This window comes from Streptomyces sp. NPDC007917 (assembly GCF_042959105.1).
Taxonomy (GTDB): Bacteria; Actinomycetota; Actinomycetes; order Streptomycetales; family Streptomycetaceae; genus Streptomyces.
The window spans coordinates 243922-264288 of record NZ_JBIBKK010000013.1 but is presented as its reverse complement, the minus strand read 5'-3'; the positions used below and the strand labels follow the sequence as shown (position 1 = coordinate 264288).

The window sequence follows — 20367 nt, the reverse complement described above, 5'->3', positions numbered from 1 at the left end:
TGTTCATGATCTTCCTTTACTCCCCTGGTCCCCTGATCTCCCCTGCTCCCCTACTCGCCCTCGACCCGCATGATGCTCGCGACATCGCGGACGGTGTCCAGACTGCGCAGCGCCTCGACGGTCGCCGTCAGAGCCGCGTCGCTCGCCCGGTGGGTGACGACGACGAGGGACGCCTCACCGTCCTTGCCCTGCTGGCGGACGGTGTCGATGGATACGCCGTGCTCGGCGAAGACCGTGGCGACCTGAGCCAGAACACCGGGTTTGTCGGCGACGTCCAGGCTGATGTGGTAACGCGTGATCACGTCACCCATGGGGCTCACGGGCAGCTGGGTGTATGCGGACTCGCCCGGCCCGGTGGTCCGGGCGAGCTTGTTCCGGCAGGCGGCGACCAGGTCACCGAGGACCGCCGAGGCGGTCGGCGCGCCGCCGGCCCCCGGCCCGTAGAACATCAGCCGGCCGGCGGCCTCGGCCTCGACGAAGACCGCGTTGTACGCCTCGCGCACGGAGGCGAGGGGATGGCTCAGCGGGATCATGGCCGGGTGCACCCGGGCGGTGACCGACCGGCCGTCCTCGGCCCGCTCGCAGATCGCCAGCAGCTTGACCGTGCAGCCCATGCGCTTGGCGGAGGCGATGTCCGAGGCGGTGACCTCGGTGATGCCCTCGCGGTGCACATCGTCGAGGGTGACGCGGGTGTGGAAGGCGATCCCGGCCAGGATCGCGGCCTTCGCGGCGGCGTCGAAACCCTCGACGTCGGCGGTCGGGTCGGCCTCGGCGTATCCGAGTGCGGTGGCCTCGTCCAGCGCCTCGCTGTAGCCGGCGCCGCTGGAATCCATCCGGTCGAGGATGAAGTTGGTGGTGCCGTTGACGATGCCGAGGACCCGGTTGACCTTGTCCCCGGCCAGGGACTCGCGCAGCGGCCGCACCAGCGGGATCGCGCCCGCGACGGCCGCCTCGTAGTACAGGTCGACGCCACGCTCCTGCGCGGCCGCGTGCAGGGCCGCGCCGTCCTCGGCGACCAGCGCCTTGTTCGCCGACACCACGCTGGCGCCGTGCTCGAAGGCGGTGGTGATGAGGGCGCGGGCGGGCTCGATACCGCCGATGACCTCGACGACGACGTCGATGTCGCCGCGTTTGACCAGTGCGGTGGCGTCGGTGGTCACCAGCTCGGCCGGAACCCCGTCGCGCACCCGGTTGGGCCGGCGCACGGCGATCCCGGCCAACTCGACCGGGGCGCCGATGCGCGCCGTGAGGTCCGCCGCGTGCGTCGTCATGATGCGCGCCACCTCTGAGCCGACCACTCCACAGCCCAGCAGCGCCACTTTCAGCGGACGCGTACGCATCATCCGACCTCGCTTCTCATCCATCTAGGTGGTGCACCAGTCTCACTCACTGGACGGGACTTTCTATCCCCGGTCCAGTATCCGAGATTTGTTTCTCGCTGGTCGAGCCAGCTGCCAGCCCGGCCAGCCGACTCCGCCAACGACTCGGCCAACCGACTCGGCTAACCGACATCGAGCCGCAGAAGATCTTCCTCCGTCTCGCGCCGGACGATCTCGCGCGCCTGCCCGTCCTTCACTGCGACGACGGGCGGGCGGAGCGCGTGGTTGTAGTTGCTCGCCATGGAGCGGCAGTACGCGCCGGTGGCCGGGACCGCGATCAGGTCCCCGGGCGCCAGGTCGGCGGGCAGGAAGGCGTCCCGTACGACGATGTCGCCGGACTCGCAGTGCTTGCCGACGACGCGGGAGAGCATCGGCTCTGCGGTGGAGGTACGGGAGACCAGCGCCACCGAGTACTCGGCGTCGTACAGCGCGGTACGGATGTTGTCGGACATCCCGCCGTCGACACTGACGTACGTCCGCAGCGCCGGCAGCTCCTTGACCGTCCCCACCTCGTACAGCGTGAACGTGGTCGGCCCCGCGATCGCCCGCCCCGGCTCCACCGAAAGACGCGGCACGGCCAGCCCGGCCGCCTCGCACTCCCGGTGGACGATGTCGCGCAGCGCCTTGGCGATCTGATGCGGCTCGCTGGGGTCGTCCTCGGAGGTGTACGCGATGCCGAGGCCGCCACCGAGGTCGATCTCGGGCAGCTCGACCCCGTGCTCGTCACGGATCTCCTTGAGCAGCCCCACCACGCGGTGGGCGGCCACCTCGAAGCCGGAGGTGTCGAAGATCTGCGACCCGATGTGCGAGTGGACGCCGATCAGCTCAAGTCCGTCCAGCTTCAGCGCCCGCCGCACGGCCTCCGCGGCCAGCCCGCCGGCCAGCGGAATGCCGAACTTCTGGTCCTCGTGCGCGGTCGCGATGAACTCGTGCGTGTGCGCCTCGACGCCGACCGTCACCCGGATCTGGACCCGCTGCCGCTTGCCCAGCCGCTCGGCGATGTGCGCGACCCGCACGATCTCCTGGAACGAGTCGAGCACGATCCGCCCCACCCCGGCCTCCACGGCCCGGCGGATCTCCGCCTCGCTCTTGTTGTTCCCGTGCAGGGCGATCCGCTCGGCCGGCATCCCCGCGGCCAGCGCGGTCGCCAGCTCCCCGGCGGAGCACACGTCGAGGTTCAGCCCCTCCTCGTTCAGCCAGCGCACGACGGCGCGGCACAGGAACGCCTTCCCGGCGTAGAACACATCGGCGTCCTCCCCGAACGCCTCCCGCCAGGCCCGGCAGCGGGCCCGGAAGTCGGCCTCGTCGAGGAAGTACCCGGGCGTCCCGAACTCCTCGGCCAGCGTCTTCACGTCCACCCCACCGACGGTGGCCACCCCGTCGGCGTCACGGTCGACCGTACGGGCCCATACGCGCGGGTCCAGGACGTTGAGATCGGTGGGCGGCGCGATGTAGTGCCCCTCGGGCAGCACATCGGCGTGGCGGGGCCCGGCGGGGTGTGCGGAACGGCTCATGGCGTCTTCCTCAGGTGTCTCACAGATGTTCCGGTGCGCTGATGCCGAGCAGGTCCAGGCCGCCGGCCAGCACCGTCCCGGCGGCCTCGGCAAGGGCCAGCCGGGAACGGTGGGCGGCCGAGGGTTTCTCCTCGCCGCGGGGCAGGGGCGGGCACGCGTCGTGGAAGCGGAAGAAGGCGTCGGCGGTGGCTTCGAGGTGCCGGGCGAGACGGTCGGGGGCGCGGTGGCGGGCGGCGGACTCGAGGAGGCGGGGGTAGTCGCCGAGGAGGGAGATGAGGGCGACTTCAGCAGGATGGCCATACGCAGCGTCGGGGCTGCTGTCAGGGCTGATGCCGGGGCCGACCCCAAGATCGAGCCCATTCCTGAGGAGGGCCCGAACCCGGGCATGGGCGTACCGCACCCGGAACAACGGATTGCTCTCGCGCTGGGCGAGGAGCGGGCCGGGATCGAGATCGGGCAGATCGTGGCCGGCGGCACGCAGCAGCGCCCAGCGAGCGGCATCGCTCCCGAGCAGGCTGAGCAACTCCTCAGCACTGATTCCGGCGGGCCGCACGACAAGCACCTCACCGCCGTCGGCCACGCCGGCCTCTCCCCCACAAACGGCCACCAGCCGCATCACCACGGCCCCGATGACAGCCCCCCGCACATCCCGCCCGGGAGCGAGCCGCACCCGCGTCCCGGCGAGCGCGTCCGAGCGCCCGTAGGCCGCCCCGCGCTCCAGCACACCGCGCACGAGCGCGGCATGGCCACCGGGATCGACGGTGATGTTCAAAAACCCGGGCCCGGCGATCTCCACCTGGGCGATCCCAGGCGTACGCACCAGCCGCCGCCGCAACACCTCGGCCACCCGCAAGGCGACCGCGGGCCCCCCGCCATCGACACCCCGGGCAAGCTGAAGCGCCACATTAGTCGCATAATCCCCACACCCCGCCCGCGGCGGAGTCCGCACCTTCACCCGCTCCGGCAGCACGGCCACCCGCAGCTCGTCGGCCTCGACGGCACGACGCACGGTCTGCAGCACGGTGCGGGAGAGCTGGGCGGGTGTCACGGCACAAGCGTATGGGAGGAGGGGGGCACCCCCGCGAATGGGTTTCGCCCCTCGGACGGCGGGGACAACGCCCCGACGGAACCACGGCGCACGATCGGAACCACCCACGAGGCCCCACCCGCCCCCACCCACTCCAAGCCGCCCCGCCGCCGACTCGGCCGACAACCGGGCGCGGAGACTGAAGACAGGCAGGGAGACCGAGGCAGGGGAGACCGAAGACGGAGACGGGGACCAGGACAGCGGAGGCCGAAGACGGGGACAGTGGAAGACGGGGACGGGGACGGGGACCGGAACAGGGGACAGCCCACCCCGGTGCCCCGCCTCCAGGCCCACAGACTCAGCCCGTGGGCCCCACAACGGGCTCCGCATCCCCAGGTGCCGAGGCGCCGGCACCTGGCGTCATCAACCGACGCACCAGCTTCACCAGCGCGGCAGGCTCAAAGGGTTTCGCAAGGAACGCATCCACCCCCGCAGCCATGCCGCTATCCACTTCGTACTGCGTACACGCGCTGATGATCGCGACGGGCACATGACACGTACGCGCATCGGCACGTAACCGGGACGCCGTGTGCAGCCCATCCAGTCTGGGCATCACGACATCGAGAGTGATCACATCGGGCCGCACCTGGTGAACGATCTCCAGGCACTCGGCACCATCGGCCGCGGTCACGACCTCGAAACCCTCAAGCTCGAGGTTGACCCTGATCAGCTGCCGGATGACCTTGTTGTCGTCGACGACAAGGACCCGGCCGGACAAGCCAGGCACATCTCGAAGGGTAGGCGCGCACCCAGCGCTGCGTCCGGGTTTTGCCCACTTCCGCCACGTGCGGGGGACCTTTCCTCAAGACCCCACCGCCAGCGCCCCGGATGCGGTATACCCCCCTCCGCTCCCCACCCAGACCCCCACCGAGCGCCTGCCCCACCCACCCCGATCGGCCACCCGCCGGCCACCCCCGAAAAGCGTTCATGACCACCCCGGGCAAGCTGGTAGGGTTCTACCCGTCGCCGCAAACAACAGCGACACCGCCCCCGTAGCTCAGGGGATAGAGCAACGGCCTCCGGAGCCGTGTGCGCAGGTTCGAATCCTGCCGGGGGCACCCAGAGAATGGGAATGGACACGACGGTTTTGCCGTGATTGTCCGTCCCGGGTGCCATGATCGGGTGCAAGCACTTCGGTGCGGGCACCCGATTCTTTGTTCCATGGGTCCAGCTCACGGGTGACCGCCACCAGTCCATCAAGCAGATGCCCCGGGATCGTCACCCGTAGGGTCACTTCTTCGCGGGGTCGACTGTAGCGGACTTCCAGCCCGAAGGCGTTGTAGAGCCGCCGCTGGATCTCCTCCGGGACCAGGGCAAGATCCACGTTGAGATGCGGGATCGCATCCAGCAGAGCCGCACTGTCGGCGGGGCGTGCCGCCTGTTTCGGGGCTTCCAGACGGGCCAGCTGCTCAGCGAGCTCGGTGCGCTGCCTGCCCAGAGCGGCGTGCTCCTGTCGGATCGCGTCGCGGAATTCCTTCTCCTGATCGGGGTCGGGCCCGCCGTCGGCGAGCGTGCGGATGAGGCGGGCCTGGCGCTCGCCGATGGCCTTGATGGCTTGCTCCAGCGCGGCGCGTTCCTTCGCGGTGCGGTCGCCGGGCCCGTCCGCGACACGAGCGGCTTCAAGTGCGGCTTTGAGGTGGGTGCGCCGGTCAGGGCCGAAGACGTGTGTGGCGAAGAAGCGGGAGACGGGTGTGATCAAGAACTCTTCACGAACCCACAGGCTCTTGGGATGGTCACGGAACCAGGGCCTGTCCCGGTGTTCGTTCGGGTCGACCTGGCAGGCGTAGTAGGAGATCTGGTGGCGGTTCTTGCCGAACATGCGGCGGTCGCAGATCTCGCAGATGACGTACGACCGGAGGACGTAGGAACGCCGGGTGGCCGGGTGGGAGTTGGGCCCGTGGGCCGTCCGTGATCCCTGGCGCTTGCGCGCCACGGTGGAGGCCACGTCGAACAGCTCTTTCGAGACGAGCGGCTCGTGAGTGGGCTGCGGGGACCACACCCAGTCCTTGGGGTCGTTGTAGCAGCCGCCTTTCGACGTCGAGCGGCGGTTCCAGACCTGGTAGCCCGTGTACTTGGGGTTGCGCAAGATCTCTCGCACGGCCGAACCGCTCCAGCGGTGGAGGGCCATGTCGGGGCGGGTGGGTTCCGGGGGCGGGTACGCGACGGGGTCCAGGTTCAGGCGGTCAGCAATGGCGTCATATCCGAGCTTGTCCAGTCCGCGGAGCTGGAAGATGTAGGTGACGGCCGGGGCCCTGGACGCGTCCGGGACGAGCCGGTGCTTGGTGCGGCCTTCGGCCCGGCGGGCCGGCACGGGATGCGGGACCTTCTCCGCGAGGTAGCCGTAGGGCGGCTTGCCCACATTCCAGCCCTGGGAGACATGCTCGATGAAGCCGTCCCACGACAGCTCCAGCATCTGCAGCACGTACCACTCGGAGACCGCCTGCTTGACGCGCCGGGTGAGCGTGGGCGTGGCGCGTTTGGCTCGCGGGCCGGTGACGATCGGCTCGTCGGCGGCACACAGGGCCACGCCAGCCTGCTCCAGCTCATACTCGATCTTGGTCCCGAAGTAGGTCCGGCGCGCGACACGTTCAATGGACTCGCAGATGACCGCGGCGAAGCGGCGGTCGGGCCGCTGTGCCTCGTCGAGGAGATCAGCGACGCTGCCGTCACGGGGAATGGGGATCTGGAATTGCTGGTGCGCAAGGGAGTTGCCCCGCTCGCGCAGCTCCTTGCGTCCGGATTCCACATCGTAGAAATGGGCAACGATCACCCAGCCGGGCGGAAGCGCGGCTCTCGCGTTACGCAACTGCCGGGGCAGCGACAGGGTGGGGTCCTGAGCTTCCTCCGTAGAGGTCCGGCCGAGCCATGCCACCGGGACGGTCACCGGAAGCGCCGCGGCGTCCGGAATGCCATCCCTGGACCAGGGGCGGCCGGGTACGGGCTGCGCCCACGGCCGAGTGCAGGGCGGGGTGCCTGACATGTCTTGTCCCTCTCCCAAGGGTCCGGGATGGGGAGGCTCAGGCGTGGCCGGTCTTCGGGGCGCTGCGACCGGCGTACAACCACTCCAGCACCTCACGAATCGCGACCCCCTGGCGCTGGGCCAGCGCCTGAGCCTCCTCACCATCGACGACGACGTACTCCACGACCGTCCGCAACCCCTCTGAACTGCGCGTTTCAGCGTTGTCGCGAACGATCGTGGTCCATGGACGCTCCATCTCGGCGGCGTCGTCAAGGCCGCGATCTTGCATGCTGGGTCTCCGACGCCGGGCTGCCGTGGTTGCCGTTGACGGAGCGGAGTTTCGGCTGTCGCGGACGTTCGCCATCTGGAACCTTCGGTGCTGTGATCGGGCCGTCTGGAGCTGACGTCATCAATAGAGATTCCAGGGGGAGGTCTTTGCCACCGACCAGACCGGGTCCACTCCCTGGCTGCACCTCATGCAGCCGCACCGGGGACCCCAGCAGTTCCTTACCCGAGCTATCAGCGAGCCAGTAGCGGTCCACCTTGGGCCACGGCGAACGGGCACGATCTCCCGCACCGGGTGCATGCCCACCGGGTGCAGGCCACCGGGTGCGCGCCCGCGACCACTGCGAGGCACGGGGGTGCACCGCACCCGGGGTGCACCCCGGGCCACCCAAACCCGGCGGCGTCAGCCGCCAGGTCGCCCAGAATGCCCGCACCCGGCCCCCGCAACCGCCGCACCCGCCCCGTGGGCGCACTGCACCCACAACCGCGAAGCGTGCGCACCCGCCCGCACCCCAGGAACCGCCCCCGAGGTGCGCCCGCACCCCAGGTGCGGGGTGCACCTGATCCGCTCCCCACCTGCCCACCACAGAGCCCCTCAGAACCCGCCCTCCATGTACCATCCCGCGGGGAGAGCATCCGCCGCAGTTCGGCAGCCGAGAGCGCGCAGCAATACGCGTCAGACCAGGCCGCGGCCGGGCGCCATGACCGGGTAGATCGAGATGCTTTACTCTATCGATATACAGTCGCCCTCACTGGCTCGGCGGCTCGCAGCCCCGTGACCTGCGGCCGTCCGGACCGACAGGGTGTCGTCTCCAAGGACGAGCGGGGAAACGGCCCCCGTAACGAACACGGAAACGACGGGGGGATCGCCAGCGAGCCACTTGCGGTCAACTCACGCACGCTCTCCGCCTCGCAGGGAGCACCAACATCGCCCCCTGGCTGCGGCGCAATGCCCGCGACGCCGGCAGGCGGCTCGCCCTCCTCGGACTCGCATGATCACGAAACGGACGGCACATCACTTCGCCGAAGCCCCGGGGGTCGGCTCCCCTCAAATCCCGGAATCCGAGCGTCATAGCATGGGGTTCCTGATCGATCGGCCCGGGGGAATCATTCAGACTGCGCGTTCAGCCAAGCCTCCATAATCATCGACGCCTCCTTTCGCTCGGTCGCAGACCGTTCCAGATCTTCTTCCCATTCCACGCAGCTAAACAACCCTCTCTGCCGCCATTCATCCAACGGCGCTTCGAGGTCCTCACCATTGGCCTCGTCGAGAGCGCGCCTTGCCGCGCTGTAGACCAATCGCAATTCGGCACCGACGACATGGTAGTCATCGTGCTCCGGAAGAAGCCGCTCATGTAGGGGCAAGCTCCTGTCTACCTCGACGTATCCGAGGTAACTGGTAACCGCTTCACGCATCGCCTCGTGCAGGTCCGCCGCCTGCTCCTCACTGAGACCAGATACGGTAGCGACGGCGAGGCTACGGGACCGGATCAGAGTAGTAAGCCCAGGCACCGTGAGGGACTTCCAGAGTGCGGGTTCCCGAGCAAGGAAATGAGCAGCGAGGTCAGCGACCGCAACACCGTTACCGTCGAAAAGTAGACTCGCGACGGCCATACCCAGATCACGCCGATACTCGGGGACGACCCGCGAGACCTGGGTCAGCACATCTCGGTCGATCTGCCCGGGCAGCACCTCATCTTCATCAAATAGCAGAGCGATACCTTTACGGCGCACAGTTTCCCTTCCCTGCGGTTGATCCCCGTAGAGCTGCGACAGCTCCGACCTTGACAGTTCGTTACGAAAGTCCGCCAACGTCAAACCGGGCGGCTCCGGCAGAACAGATCTCTTTATATAATCAAACTGAGCCTGCGCCAAGGTTTCCGGCTGCCCGAACACGAGCGCGGAGATTCGAATGTGCCCTTCTTCCGATACCGACGCCACGGTTCCGATACCCGAGAAGACCAGCGGCTCCCGAGCAGCTTCATGGAGCGTTGTATTCGCCGTCGCCGTTGTCAGCCAACGCGGGTCGAAGGTGATCACCACCTTCCTTGCCCCGACAGGGAAGACGAGGTGGGGATCCTTAGTCAGGACTCCAGTCGGCTCCTTCAGCGGAACCTCGGGCGGATTGCTGCAGCGCATAGCGCTTTCGAAGGAGACCAGAAGGCCACGATGCACCTTCTCTGCCGTGCGCTCGCAGAGCGTCACCGCCTCCGCGTCCCATGTCTCGAACAAGGGGCGAACGATCCGGACGAACTCCCCCGGCGCCATCCCCTGCCCACCAAACGGTCTCGTGCTGTCGAGTCCGGCTCTCCTTGCCGCAGCCGCGACCGCGTTGCCCTGCGTGAGCATCGCCACCCGTGGCAGGTTGACCAAGTCGACACTGGAGAACCGGGCTCGCCAGATCTGCGACGACCTGCGCAAATCCTCAGCAAGGGCCTCGTCGGTAGCCTCGGCTACCGACGGCGGGCCCGTCATTGTGATATTCACGTCGCCATGGATCGCCCCTGCTTGGATGGCCGGGCCAGCCACCTGCCCAGAGAGCTCGTTTCTGACATCAGGCGGTTCCAGGAAGGCGCCCTCTGCGCCCCCTACTTGCTCCACTGCTGCCTCCCGCTCATTCTCACGCCGCGTGATCAGCCCACCTGACAGGCAGTAAACACCATCTGCCGTACCTACAAAGGGCGTTCAGGGCGATCGGAAGGCTGCCGGCCTGGCAGCAATGCAAGGCCGCTCGTAGCGGCTAAGGAGGAGCGGGCTTCCACCTCAGAGCCGAAGGCGAACGGGCCATTGGGAGCAGCTCGCCGAGCTCATGCGACATGGGCAGCCAACGATGCTGGTCTCAGTTCTGGTCTGATTCAGCCCCGTCCGGACGGGGCCGTGTTCGACGGCGTTCGCCACCAACTCCGATACGACCAGCCCAGCATCGCTCACCACCTCGCCGTCATACCCCAGACCGCTCAGGGCATGGGCCAAGACGGCCCGGGCACGAGCAAGAGCCTCCGGCTCGCCACCACGCCAGCGCCACAACACGACCGGTGCGCCGTCCGACATGCTCGGCGAATGCATCGCTGCCTGCTCCGAACCCTGTGACGCCCACGCTGGACACGGCGATGTCGACCCGAACCGGACCCTACGGCAGCCCGCACTCCCGGCAGCACAAGCGGCCCGTCGACCATAAGACCGGAACCGAGCAGAGCAGATGTGACCAGAACCGGCACCGCCACAACGGTCTCGATAATCGCGGCCAGAACGCGACCACCACACCGTCGTCCTCACGAAGAGCGGAACCGCCCTCCCACCAAGACTTTCCTCCGCAACAAGACGCCACCCTCAGCCCTGCTGGTTACCCCCGCAGTCCGCGAGCACCTCCCCGGGCCAGCCGGACTCCCGGACCTCACTGCGAAGCCCCATCTCGGTGTAGTACGGCGCAAGATCGAAGACCGGGCTGCCGTCGATTACGTCCAGGTCCGTCACATGGAGATCCAGCCCCGCAGACCGTCAACAGCCGCGGAAACGACTCCGCGAGCTGATTCGGACGGCGGTAATTGCGATGCACGAAGGTTCCGGTGGCCGGTCACCGGGGGGCTGTTACGTGGGCTGTGAGAACGCAAGGCGACGTCATCCGGTGACGCCTTGTGGAAATGCCGGACAACCAGCCGGTGAGATATGTAGTCGTCCTCGCGGGGCAGTGGCTCGAAGCGGATTTGTGCTGCGCCTTGTGTCAGACAGGGCGTCGCGTCCAAGATCCCACACGGATACGACGGGGATACGACGGGGGATACGACACCCTTAACGACGCCGTAAATGACAGGCCTGTCGACGGTAACACCAAGAAGTTCGGCAGGAGGGGCACTCGGGAGTTCACCGGCCCAGGCCACCAGAGCGTGTCACGGAAGAAGCTGGCGTTCAGGCTGATCCGGTTCAGCTTGCAGTTGAGTGCCTCAAGTGGATTGGAATTCCCGGATAGTGCCCGGGAAACAACGGGGCTTCGCGGCCGAGATGGAACTCCGCCGTTGATAAAGAGGGTCGTTTCTTCTCACCGGGGCGGAAGCAACGGAGCCAGGAAGCGGCTCGGCTCACCGTGCCAGGTGATGGCGAGTGCGTCACGGGCGCGGGTCGCCGCGACGAAGAGCAGTGAGCGCGCCCGGTGCAGTTCTCGCTGGTGGCGGCTCGGGTCCGTGTGTTCCCAGGCGTCCACGGAGGCACGGGGGACGAGCCCTTCGGCCACCCCGGCAATGATAAGACAGCGGTATTCCAGTCCCTTGAAGCGGTACATGGTGCCGATGTGGACGCCCTGGTCGTTGCGCGGCCCGTCCTGGGTGATCTCCGTCGGAGTGATGCCGCGTCGGGCGAGGCGGTCCGCGAGCTGGGTGACCATGTCGTTGGTCGGGACGCAGATGGCCGTGGACTCACGAGGCACGTCGTGCCAGGCCCGCAATTGCTCCACGACGAGGTCCATCTCCTCGTCCCAGCTCCGCGCACCGCGCAGCGACGGGGTCTGGCCGTGGAGGACCGAGCGGTACCCGGCAAGAGTGTCGGCGTTGCCGTCGAGGTCGTCGTAGTCGGCGTCGCCCAGTACCCGGATCGCGTCGCGGAGAATCTCCCGAGTCGTGCGGTAGCTGAGTGTCAGCCGGGAGGACCGGCCGCGGATGTGGACGCCCAGGCTGCCAAGGGTGACTTGGTTGTCGTAGATACGCTGATGCGTGTCGCCGACGAGGAAGATGTCGTCGGGCTCGGACGGCACCATGGCGCGCAGCATCTTCCAGTGGGCGGCGCTGAGGTCCTGTGCCTCGTCGACCACGATGTGCCGGTACCGGTAGCGCAGCCAGGCACCGGAGCCGGCCTCGATGTGGAGGTTGTGCAGGCCGCCCCTTTCCTCGCGTTCCTCCGACCGCCTGTCGATCCTGGCCTTGCGGGCCATCTCCAGCCGCGCGGCCCGCTCCACGACCTGGCGGTGGGTCTCCAGCCTCTTGGTCTCAAGCCGCTGGGTGAAGCGTTCGGCGAGCTGCCAGATACCGGCGCGCTCGGCCCGGGTGACGCTGCGTCCCCGTCCGGCGCGCCGGACGGCGAAGTAGTCGCTCCGGGAGGTCACGGCCTGGCCGAGGATGACCTGGTTCCACTCGTCGCTGAGGAACTCGGCGCTCCAGCGGGTCTCCCCCGCCTCTACCAGTAGCTCCCGCCACTCGCGGAGCGCCGCCGTGTCGTCGATCCGCCGCTTCGCGTTGCCCGGGTCGGCCTCGCTGACGATGCGGGTGGCGAGCTGGTCGACATGGGCGATGTCGACCCGGGCCAGCACGTCGGGGCCGCCGAGCGAGAGGAGCCGGGCCCGCAGGTCTGCGGCGAGATTCCTGTTGAACGTGGTGAGCAGGACGGGCTTGTTGCGACCAGGAAGGAGCTTTCGCACCAGATAGCACACGCGGTGGAGGGCAACGATCGTCTTGCCCGTCCCCGGCCCGCCGCCGACCCGGGCCGGGCCGGAGTAGCGCCGGTGGACCAGCTTCTCCTGGGTGGGGTGGAGGAAGATCTTCCATCGCCCGAAGTCTCCCTCCTCCAGGATGCTCTGCAGGGATTCGTCGTCGGTGATCACCACGCTCTGGGAGCGGTCGACGGCCGACTGCCAGTCGTCGGTGTCAAGGTTCTTCTCCGGTTCGGTCACGGCGACCGGCGCGGTGACCTGTTCCATGACCGCTTCGTACGGAACGCCGTCGCGCAGCCGGAGGAGTACCTCCCCGGTGTGGCGGGGCGCGTACTCGGTGAGGCCGAGCAGTTCGTCGTCCGTGGTGAGTTTCCGGACGATCGGGATGAGCGGTTCGGCGACGCCGAGGTCCGCGAGCTGCTCATCGGTGTACGCGGCGAAGAGGGGCTCCTCCAGCGCCGCTGGCTGGGCCGGTTCCCGAGCGGGAGCAGGGACGGGCGTCGGAGCTGGGGCGGGAGCGGCGGGCGGCGTGAGTTCACGGCGCAGCACGCTCTCCTCGACGACCTGGAGGTCGACGTACTCGATGGCGCCGGTGACGTGGTTGATGCCGTAGTTGAGCCGGTCCAGGTTCTTGTGGACGTGGCTGCGGTGCTTGACCGAGACGAGAAGCCAGTCGTCACCACCGAGGCGGATCATCAGGGCCCGCCACTCGCGGTTGACGCGTGCCGACCAAAGCCGGTCGTGGCCTTCCAGTTGCTTGAGGTCGAATCCACCGGCGTCCGGGTTGCGGCGGAAGTCGTGTTGGAACTTGTAGAACGCCCCGAGGACCGCACGGTCCAGTTTGACGATTTCCTTGTCGGCCTTGTCGAGCAGGCGCAGGGTCACACCCGTCCTCGGCGCGCCGGTAACCGTCATCGCTCGTTCTCCTCGTGATCGTTCGTCGCCCTGTCGGCGTCGCCGCTCACCAGCCCGGCGAGTTCGTCGGCGTCCCATTCCGTCGCGGTGCGGACCTGCCAGCCCGCCTCCCGGTAGGCCAGGTCCCGTTGCTCGGCGTCGATGTCCCGTTCGCTGCCCGGGTCCGGACGGTGCGCGAGGACGACGCCAACGCGCTGGGCAGGCCATGCGAGTTCGGCGGGCCAGGCGGCTGCTCCCAGTTCGTAGCCGGCCTCCGGCGCGGGCAGGCCCTGGTCGGCGAGGGCCCGGGCGAGAGCGGGCAGGCCGGGATCGTCGATGAGGAACTCGATGACGTCGTCCCAGGCGGGATCGCGCACGGCCGCGGGGGCCTCCTCGGCGTTCTGCCGGTCCGCTGCCGACTCTCGTCCGTCCGCCACAGGTTCGTGCGCCCGCCGCTGGGAGGTGAGCCATCCGGCTCCGCCGGTGACCGCCATCTCGGCCGGGTCGAATCCGGGCAGCATGCCTGCCGTGAGCTGGACCCCGTCCCCCTCGCCCGCGTCGAGGAACTGGAGCAGGTTGCTCCAGTAGAGCCATGCCTGCCAGCGCCTGCGATGGGCGGCCTCGTCGGCCGTGACCGCGTGCGCGCTGTCGTCGAGCACGGTCAGCGCCGTCCAGACCGCCCCGGTCTGCCCCCTGCGCAGGTCGAGCACGACGGTGAGCGGGCACCCCGACGCGTCCCGGGTCCCCATGACCTGGACGGCGCCCTGTCCCTTGGCCAGCCGCCGCCCGTGCAGCGCCTCGCTGATCCTTTGCCCAATCTCCTCGCCGTCGGCCAGAGCTCTGCTGGTCGCCGACACGGCGGCGAAACCCGCGAGCGCGCTCTGGGTGCGGCGCCGCCATGCGGCGGGGTCCGGGTCGGTGAGGTAGCCGATCAGCGTCTCGACCGGATTGGCCCACACGAGGCGCGGCAGGTCACGGGTATCTCCGGCGTGCATGCGCCGGTGGACGTCCATGGCCGTCTTCTGCGCGGTGTTCGGGTAAGGCTTCCACACGGGGTCGGCCTGCGGCCTGGTCTGTCCCGTCCATGCCTGCACGTCGTCCCAGGTGAGCTGGAAGACCTGCCAGCCCTCTGCACGCAGCCGGGTGCGCTTCACCGCGTCCGCCTCGGCGATGAGGTGCTCGGGGCTCGCGTGGTAGCGGTATCCGTCGAGATAGACGGCCACTCGACGGTCGTCGTCGGTGCTGTGGAAGACCACGTCCGGCCGCGTGAAGCCAAGCAGGGTCTGGGTGTCCATCTGCCAGCCGCGGACGGTTCCGTCGGGTGCGGTGAAGCGCAGGGTCGTGTCCCTGGTGCCGTCGGCGGTGAGCGCGGTGCGGACGCTGACCTCGTCCATCCGCTCGGCCCATTCCAGCAGCCCACGCCGGAAGAGCGCCTCAAGTTCGCTCTCCACCTGGTGCACCAGGGTGATGTCCCGGGTGGTGGCAACCGGTTCGACGCTCCACCGGTCCGCGGTGCGGCCGAACAGCTCACCCAGCATGTCGAGGGCGTGCTCACGGGAGACGAGCTCGTACTCGTTGTCGGTGACGTGCCGCAGCAGGCAGCGGTGGCACGCGGGCCGGCCCTGCCCCACGCACACGCAGGTCTCGATCACCTGGCGGGCGTCGTCCAGGACACCCTTGAGACCGTCCCGGCCGGCGAGGCGGTGCAGATATCCGGTACCGCCGGGAAGCATGTCGTACAGCACGAGGAAGTGGCGGCGGAGCCCGGCCTCGCCGGGTTCCTCAGGCATGGAATCGGTAACGACCGAGAGATGATCGGGGTCGCCGCCGTAGCTGCGGGCGATACCGGCCAGCAGCAGCGCCTTGAAGGACACGAGCCGTTCCCGGGTGTGCGCGGTGACGGCAGGAATGAGGATGCGCAGTGCGTCGGTGCGCAGCTCATGGGCGAGCAGAACCCTCTCGCCCCGTCGTGCGGAGTCGGCTCCGGCACGCCGTCGCGGGCACCAGGGCCGGTGGTACTTGCCGTGCGCGGACGTGTCGCCAGCGTCGTGCGCGGCGGGCCCGCCGTCCGGATCGGCAAAGCCGCACGCGTCGCAGACCCAGAAGGGGTTGAGGCGGACCTCCCGTCCGGCGAAGGCCGTGTCCGTCCCGCCGTCCACCCGGGTGGCTCCGACGTTGATGTGGCGGATGTGCGCCTCCCGGGTGAACTCCCAGCCGAAGGTGGCGTGTTCGTGTTTCCACGCCTGTTCGACGTCGCGCGCGTCGATGTCCACGGCCGGGACGACGGTGTAGTGCCGCCTCTCCCGCTCGTCGCTGTCGTCGCGTACGCGGACGTCGTCGCGTTCGTCCCGGGAGGTGACGCGGCGCGGCACGAGGACCTTGTGCAGGCAGCCGACGTCTCCGATGGCCGCGGACCGGCAGCGGGGGCAGGGTGAGGCGTCCTGTTCGGCGCGGTGGGTGCGGACATGTCCGCAGTCGGGGCAGATGCGCCACCAGAGCCAGGCCGGGCGGCCGGGGCTGCCGATGTCCAGTCCGGTGACGCGGTGCTTGTAGCCCTGGGCGTAGTAGTGGTTGCCGGGGGCAAATTCGGAGAGAGCGAGGCGGGAGGGACGGCTGTGGCGGAGGGTCTTGCTGTGGTTCTTGCGGGTGCCGTCGGCGGTCTTCTCGCTCCAGGTGAGGGTGGCCTCCAGCTCGGTGGCCGAGTCGATCAGGCTGTAGTTCGGCAACAGGCCGAGATCGACAAGGGCTCCGTGCGCGGTGGTGCGGCTGATCTCGCGGGAGACGCGTGCCACGTCCCGGCGCTCGGCGCGCAGTTCGCGCCCCTGCCGTTCGTGGTCGGGGTCGCCGGCGACGAGCAGTCCGTGTGCCCGGTCGATGGCTTCGGTCCGGCGCTGCAGGTCGGCGCGGCGGTCCTCCCAGCGCCGGCACGCGGCTTCCAGGGCGCCTCCCAGTCCCTCCTCGCCGGGGTCGGTCGCGTACGTGACGAGGGCGGCGCGGGCCTGCGGACTGACGCCGGTGCCGCGGCTCTCGTCGTACGGGGGAAACAGGTCCAGGAAGCCCTGCACGAGCCGTTCTCCACCAGCGAGCGCGGCTTCGACGAACTCGGCCTGCCAGGCCGAGGCCCCGAACAGATCGGTGGCGCGCCCGGGCAGCGGCCGCAGTGGCGTCCCGTCGGGGGCGGCCAACCGTCCGGCGCCCGCGAGGTCGAGAAGGTGGGCCAGGTACTGGCGGCGCAGGATCTCGGCCGCGGACAGGTAGCAGCCGGGCGGCAGCACGTCCCCGGCGATCATGAGCCGGGGTTCTTCCAGGTAGTAGCGGTCGCGCGGGCCCCGGTCGACCATGGTGAGCAGGTACGCGTTGCCAGTGGAGCGGCCCGCCCGGCCCACGCGCTGGATGTAGTTGGCCGGTCCCTTCGGCAGCGAGGCGAGGACGACGGCCGACAGGTCGCCGATGTCGATGCCGAGTTCGAGAGTGGGGGTGCAGGACAGCACCTGCGGGTTGGCGTAGTGGACGTCGATGCCTTCGCGGAAGGCCTTCTCGACCGTCTCGCGCCTGGCGCGGCTGAGTGTGCCGGTGTGCTCGGCGGTATTGATGGTGAAGACGCCGGCCTCGCGATACATGCGCCGGTAGAAGTCGTCGGTGAAGTCCCGTTGCCGCAGTCCGCTGTCCAGGTCGCGGCCCGTGCCGAGGACGCCCCCACAGCGGTAACGGGGGCAGGGCTGTCCGTGCCACTGGTCGGCGAGGTCGGGGTGGACGGTCTGCTCCCAGAAACACCGCGGGCAGTGCGCGGTGGCGTCGGGCAGCGTGTCGTCGGCGAGTCTGCGGACCTGGATGTGGCCGGGCTGGAGTCCGTAGACGCGGGTGGCACCGTCGAGTGCGGTACGCACGGAGAGAACGCCGGTGTCGGCGAGCGCGGGCAGCAGCCGGGTCAGGAAGTCGGCGGCCGCCTCTCGGCGCAGTCCGAGGGCGCGTACGGCCCAGTCCTGGTACCAGCCGAGCCGGCCGGTGAGGACGTCGAAGTCCTCGCTGCCCTGCTTGGGTGAGCCGAGCAGGAAGGCAGGCGCGGAGACGCCGCGGGGGAAGGCCGGCATGCCGGGTTCCCGGCCGCCCCAGATTGCCCACCGGCGCACCCCGGCCTGGTCGAGCCAGGGGTCCAGCCAGGCGTGCCGAACGGCGCCACGGATGCGCAGCCGTTCGAGCAGTCCCCGGACGAAACCGATGTACCGGTCGGGGCCGGGCGCCGATCCGTCGGGCAGTGCGATCTCTCCCGGTGTGGTGAGAAGGGCTTCCCGTACGCGGTCGGCGACGGCGTCGGGGTCCGGGAGCGGCACGTCGGCGGCGACGGTGCGGGTGAGCTCCAGAGTGCGGCCCTGCCGGGACCGCAGGCCGAACTCCATGACGGTGGCGAACGCCAGGCGCTGTGCGATCAGTTCCCACGTGGGCCGGGAACCGCGACTGCGACCGGAGAGCAGTGTGTCCACGCCACGGATCAGGTGCAGGTCCGGCGGGATGACGGCAGCCTGCACCGCCCTGCTGTCCACGACGTCGGCGATCAGGTCCGCGGCCAGGTCGCTCAAGGTGATCGGGACGTCCTCGTCGATGCGGCTGGCGAGCAGCGCACGCAGCGAGAACGTGTACGAGCGGCTGGCGACGTATCCGGCACGGTGGGCGGCGTCCTGGACGGAGTCGTTGAAGAGGAGGGTCTTATTCTCGCCCAGATTCTTGTCCAGTTCGCCGCCGGTGAAGAGCTGGGTGACGGCGGCCGCGGCCAGCGCGGCCAGGCCGGTGCCGAGGTAGCGGATGGAGTTGAAGGTGCGGCAGGCGGGGCACTGGTCGCGTTCGGCGGCTCGGTCGCCGTCGAGGTCGGCGTGGACGAACGCCGCGTTGTGAAGGGGCCTGGGTCGGCGCGGTCCCTCGCCGCCTGCCGGGGCGGTGAGGTCAGCCTCGGGCGACAGGGGGCGCAGCCGTCCGTCGGCGCCTTCCAGAACCATGACGGCGGGACCGCCGCGCCGACGTTCCGCCCCGGCCGCGAAGGCGGCCTCGTGCACTTCCTGCGGTGTCGCGGCGATCATGTTGCGCACCCGGCGCTTGTCGCGGCCGACCGAGGCTCGGCGGATCTTCGAGGCGTTCAGTTCGAGTTCGGCAGGATCGACCTCCGGCGAGTACGCGGCCCAGCCGGAGCGTCCGCATTCGCGGCAGAACACGGCCGGCAGGAAGATCTCGGCGGGCGGCGGCGCACTGTCGTCAGCCGGTGCGGCGGCCTGCTCGGCCGCGTCGGCCGGTACGGTGGGTTCCTCCCCGTCGTACGGGGACGGCCGGGCGGCCAGGCTCCGGTCCTTCCGGACCAGTGCGCCGCCGGAGGTCACCCGCTCGTCGTCCCAGCGGAACTCGGCCCGCGCAGCGCTGATGCCGCGCAGCACGCGGGAGACGGACCGCACCCAGTGGTGGATCTCGACGGACAGCAGCGGCCGTCCGGGGTGCTCCGGGTCGCGGGCATACGACAGGAGGGCGATGTAGCGGGCGAGCGCCTGGGCAGCGATGCGCGGCCGCTGCTGCACGGCCATGCCCCAGTGGTAGGCATAGCGAGGCAGCACCTCGGTGATCTCAGCGAGGGTCTTGGGGGTGCCGTCGAGGATCTCCAGGACGGCGGCAGTGAGCCGGTGGCGGCGCAGGACGGCCCCGAGTTCCTCGGGGCTCGGTCCGCTCAGGCCGGTGAACGCGGCGACGAGGTCGTCCATGGCGCCCGGGTCGCGGGTGGGATCGCCGAGGTCGACGACCTCCTGCGGCGAGGGGAACGGCAGGGTGAAATCGCACTCGCCGGTGAAGTCCTTGGTGGAGCGCCGGTCCTCGCCGACGACCGAATCGGGCGGGAACGGCACGCCGAAGACCTGCTCGGCGACCTCCAGCATGCCGAGTCCGCCACCCGGACGCGCGGCCGCACTCGGGCTGTTCTCGCCAAGTGTGGCCGACGTGGCGACGGGGCAGACAGGCCCCAGCGGGCGGCCCGGTTCGGCGATTCCGGTGACGGATCCGAGCCGACGAAGCAGCATGGCGACGTCCGTGCCCTGGGCGCCGTCGTAGGTGTGGAACTCGTCGAGGACGATGTACGCGAGCGCGGAATCCTGCCACAACCGTTGGTCCTCGGGCCGCTGGAGGAGCAGGTCGAGCATCTTGTAGTTGGTGATCAGGATGTCCGGCCTGGTGCGCCGGATCTCGTCCCGGTCGACGGCGACCGCGGGATTGGCCTGCTTGAACTCCTGGGACGGTTTGTCGCCGATGTAGAGCGCAGCCCGCACGCCGGCGTCGCTCAGCCGGGTGTCCTTGGCGTCGTCGAGCCGTTTGTTGATGCGGTGGGCCTGGTCGGTGGCGAGCGCGTTCATGGGGTAGAGCAGGATCGCCTTGACGCCCTCCCGGCCCGCCTCGCGCTCCCGGCGGCAGTGGTCGAGCAGCGGGATCAGGAACGACTCGGTCTTCCCGGACCCGGTGCCGGTGGTGACGAGGGTGGGCCGCGCCGGACCATGCAGTGTGGACAGCCTCTCCCAGGCCAGCTCCTGGTGCCGGTGCGGGGTGAAGTCGCGGGGCCACCAGGTCAGGTGCCGCTGCCAGTCGTCGCTCTCGGCACTCCGGAAGGGGGTGCGGATACGGAGGTAGGGGCCGCGGAAGATCCCGTCCTCGGCGTCGCCGAGGAAGTTCTCCAGGGCGCGGCGGGTGCTCTCGTCGGCCAGCGCGTACGTCGTCGCGAGGTACTGGCTCAGGCTGGCCCGTACCTGGTCGGCGGCGAGGGTGGGACGCACGCGCGGTCCTCCTTGGTGCTGGTGGGGCTGGTCATGCCG

At 69.4% G+C, this 20367-nt stretch carries 9 protein-coding genes, 1 tRNA gene and 2 pseudogenes; 2 read left to right on the top strand and 10 right to left on the bottom strand.

Annotation, left to right across the window (positions count from 1 at the left end; all coding sequences use genetic code 11):
• Positions 1-50 precede the first annotated feature (50 nt).
• From ACFZDL_RS26485 to ACFZDL_RS26470, 4 genes are all read right to left on the bottom strand, one after another.
• Positions 51-1343, bottom strand: coding sequence for a homoserine dehydrogenase (locus ACFZDL_RS26485; RefSeq protein ID WP_353592641.1), 1293 nt, complete (start codon positions 1341-1343; stop codon positions 51-53).
• 158 nt (positions 1344-1501) lie between these two features.
• Positions 1502-2893, bottom strand: coding sequence for a diaminopimelate decarboxylase (gene lysA, locus ACFZDL_RS26480; protein WP_353592640.1), 1392 nt, complete (start codon positions 2891-2893; stop codon positions 1502-1504).
• A gap of 19 nt (positions 2894-2912) precedes the next feature.
• The gene (gene nrtL / locus ACFZDL_RS26475; protein WP_353592639.1) at positions 2913-3941 is read right to left on the bottom strand and encodes an ArgS-related anticodon-binding protein NrtL; all 1029 of its coding nucleotides are present in this window, start codon (positions 3939-3941) and stop codon (positions 2913-2915) included.
• A 337-nt stretch (positions 3942-4278) separates the two neighbouring features.
• Positions 4279-4707, bottom strand: a complete 429-nt coding sequence (locus ACFZDL_RS26470) for a response regulator (protein ID WP_353592638.1) — start codon at positions 4705-4707, stop codon at positions 4279-4281.
• Positions 4708-4966: 259 nt separating this feature from the next.
• Between ACFZDL_RS26470 and ACFZDL_RS26465 the strand changes: the two genes are divergently transcribed.
• A tRNA-Arg gene (locus ACFZDL_RS26465) sits at positions 4967-5038 on the top strand.
• A gap of 272 nt (positions 5039-5310) precedes the next feature.
• Positions 5311-5892, top strand: a complete 582-nt coding sequence (locus ACFZDL_RS26460; RefSeq protein WP_353592637.1) for a hypothetical protein — start codon at positions 5311-5313, stop codon at positions 5890-5892.
• Positions 5893-5961: 69 nt separating this feature from the next.
• Here the strand turns inward: ACFZDL_RS26460 and ACFZDL_RS26455 are convergent.
• From ACFZDL_RS26455 to ACFZDL_RS26430, 6 genes and pseudogenes are all read right to left on the bottom strand, one after another.
• A pseudogene (locus ACFZDL_RS26455) lies at positions 5962-6393 on the bottom strand (recombinase family protein); the annotation flags it as partial.
• A 604-nt stretch (positions 6394-6997) separates the two neighbouring features.
• Positions 6998-7228: a hypothetical protein gene (locus ACFZDL_RS26450; RefSeq protein WP_353592636.1), complete on the bottom strand. Its 231-nt coding sequence runs from the start codon at positions 7226-7228 to the stop codon at positions 6998-7000.
• A gap of 1103 nt (positions 7229-8331) precedes the next feature.
• Positions 8332-9825 carry a hypothetical protein gene (locus ACFZDL_RS26445; RefSeq protein ID WP_353592635.1) on the bottom strand — a complete coding sequence of 498 codons (1494 nt, stop codon included), beginning with the start codon at positions 9823-9825 and terminating at the stop codon, positions 8332-8334.
• A gap of 729 nt (positions 9826-10554) precedes the next feature.
• Positions 10555-10889, bottom strand: a pseudogene (locus tag ACFZDL_RS26440) (TrmO family methyltransferase); the annotation flags it as partial.
• A gap of 371 nt (positions 10890-11260) precedes the next feature.
• Entirely contained in the window at positions 11261-13555 is a 2295-nt protein-coding gene (locus ACFZDL_RS26435; protein WP_353592634.1) for a UvrD-helicase domain-containing protein, read from the bottom strand.
• Positions 13552-20328 (bottom strand): DEAD/DEAH box helicase, encoded by a 6777-nt coding sequence (locus ACFZDL_RS26430; protein WP_353592633.1) that lies wholly within the window; start codon positions 20326-20328, stop codon positions 13552-13554. The genes ACFZDL_RS26435 and ACFZDL_RS26430 overlap by 4 nt, the downstream gene beginning before the upstream one ends.
• Positions 20329-20367: the final 39 nt, after the last annotated feature.

Coding starts and splice junctions, on each gene's coding strand:
- ACFZDL_RS26485 (WP_353592641.1), bottom strand. CDS start 1,343: ATGATGCGTACGCGTCCGCTGAAAGTGGCGCTGCTGGGCTGTGGAGTG.
- lysA (WP_353592640.1), bottom strand. CDS start 2,893: ATGAGCCGTTCCGCACACCCCGCCGGGCCCCGCCACGCCGATGTGCTG.
- ACFZDL_RS26460 (WP_353592637.1), top strand. CDS start 5,311: ATGCGGGATCGCATCCAGCAGAGCCGCACTGTCGGCGGGGCGTGCCGC.
- ACFZDL_RS26450 (WP_353592636.1), bottom strand. CDS start 7,228: ATGCAAGATCGCGGCCTTGACGACGCCGCCGAGATGGAGCGTCCATGG.
- ACFZDL_RS26435 (WP_353592634.1), bottom strand. CDS start 13,555: ATGACGGTTACCGGCGCGCCGAGGACGGGTGTGACCCTGCGCCTGCTC.